Here is a 1,889-nt window from a genome sequence, read left to right on the forward strand (position 1 = left end):
CACTACGCGCTTGTGATGGAATTCGTTCCCTCGCCGCTTCGGCATGGTCTCAAGGCTGGGCGCGCCCGCCGAAGAGCGCCCAGCCGAGGGGTCGAGTTCTACCGCTTGCGAAGATCGGCTTGCGCCAGATCCAGCGCCTTCGAGATGCGGTCGCAGGCCATATCGATCGTATCGCGGGTCCAGATCAGCGGCGGCGACAGGATCATCGTGTCGCCGGTGGCGCGCAGCATCATGCCATTCGTGATGGCGTGATCCCGCACGGTTACCGCCGCACTTCCAGCCGGCAGGAACCGCTCCTTGGTCGCCTTGTCCTTGACGATCTCGATCGCGCCCATCAGTCCGATCGAACGGACCTCGCCGACCAGATCATGTCCGGCAATGCGCTCCTGCAACGCCTTGGCGAAGTAAGGGCCGGTGTCGTTCCGGACGCGGTCGACCAGCCCTTCGCGCTCGATGATCTCGAGGTTCTTCAGCGCCACGGCGCAGGCCACCGGGTGCCCGGAATAGGTGTAGCCATGGTTGAACTCGCCGCCCTTCTCGACCAGCGTCGAGGCGATGCGGTCGCCAACCAGCAATGCCGACAGCGGCTGATAGCCCGAGGTCAGCGCCTTGGCCGTGGTGATCGTGTCTGGCTCGATGCCGAGTGTCTGTGCGGCAAACCATTCGCCGGTGCGACCATAACCGGTGATGACTTCGTCCAGCATCAGCAGGACATCGTATTTACGGCAGATGCGCTGCACTTCCGGCCAATAGCTCGCCGGCGGTATCTTCACGCCGCCGGCTCCCATGATCGGCTCGCCGATAAACGCGGCAACCTTGTCGGCGCCGGCTTCGAGGATCGCCTCCTCGACAGCCCCGGCCGCGCGCAGACCGAAATCATGATCGCTCTCGCCAGGCAGCGCCAGCTCATAGGCATAGGGCATCATCACATGGACGATGTTGGGCACCGCACCGTTGAGCTGCTTGTGCATACCATCCATGCCGCCGAGCGAGGTGCCGGCAACGGTCGAGCCGTGATAGGCCATCTTGCGCGAGATGATGCGGTTCTTCTCCGGCTTGCCCTCCAGCACCCAATAGTGGCGCACGAGGCGCAGCGCGGTGTCGTTGGCTTCCGACCCGGAAGAGCCGTAGAATACCTGGTTGACGTGCTTCGGCGCGATCTCCGCCAGCTTCTTGGACAGCAGCACTGGCGTCGGCGTCGAGCATTTGAAGAAGGAGTTGTAGTAAGGCAGTTCCTTCATCTGGGCATAGGCGGCCTCGGCCAGCTCGTCACGGCCATAGCCGATGTTGACGCACCACAGCCCGGCCATGCCGTCGAGGATTTCAGCCCCCTCGGAATCGTAGATGAAAGGGCCGTTGGCATGGGTGATGATGCGCGACCCGGCCCCGCGCATTTCCTTGTGGTCGGTGAACGGATGCAGATGATGCGCGGCGTCGATCTGCTGAAGCTGCTTCAGCGAATAATTCTGATAGGTCATGTCTGATCTTCCCTCTGGATTCTATCCGGCCAAGCCGGGGCGAATGCTTCAGAGGCAGAGAGGTGGCGAATAGCCGATGCGGGCACACAGCCGCAAAAGCTCGGCGCGCAGCGTGCGCGGTGACGGCGTCACCGCGACCCGCAATGCGCGAGCCTCAAATGCGTCAATCAACGTCCTGACGAGAGCCATGGAAGCCACCTTAGAGCAAAGGCTGCTCGAGGAGAACCACCCTTTGCTTGGCCCATAACTGAATGACTCTAGGCCTTGGCTGTCAGCGCCCTTTGCAGGAAGACATATTTCATCGCCGTCTGCGCCGCCTGCGGCCGGCGGTCGCCACGCCCGCCATGGCCGCCCTCGGTCTCCTCGAAGAACAGCGTCCCCGCATGGCCGGCTTCCTGCAGGCGGGCGGCC

2 protein-coding genes are annotated in these 1,889 nt (G+C 63.2%); both read right to left on the reverse strand.

Annotated elements, in window-relative coordinates; genetic code table 11:
• Positions 1 to 98: 98 nt before the first annotated feature.
• Entirely contained in the window at positions 99 to 1,478 is a 1,380-nt protein-coding gene (locus EN879_RS34040; protein ID WP_013531202.1) for an aspartate aminotransferase family protein, read from the reverse strand.
• 48 nt (positions 1,479 to 1,526) lie between these two features.
• Positions 1,527 to 1,667: a capsid protein gene (locus EN879_RS34045; RefSeq protein ID WP_082826679.1), complete on the reverse strand. Its 141-nt coding sequence runs from the start codon at positions 1,665 to 1,667 to the stop codon at positions 1,527 to 1,529.
• Between the last annotated feature and the right edge of the window lie 222 nt (positions 1,668 to 1,889).

Source organism: Mesorhizobium sp. M7A.F.Ca.AU.002.02.1.1, assembly GCF_003998535.1.
GTDB lineage: Bacteria > Pseudomonadota > Alphaproteobacteria > Rhizobiales > Rhizobiaceae > Mesorhizobium > Mesorhizobium ciceri.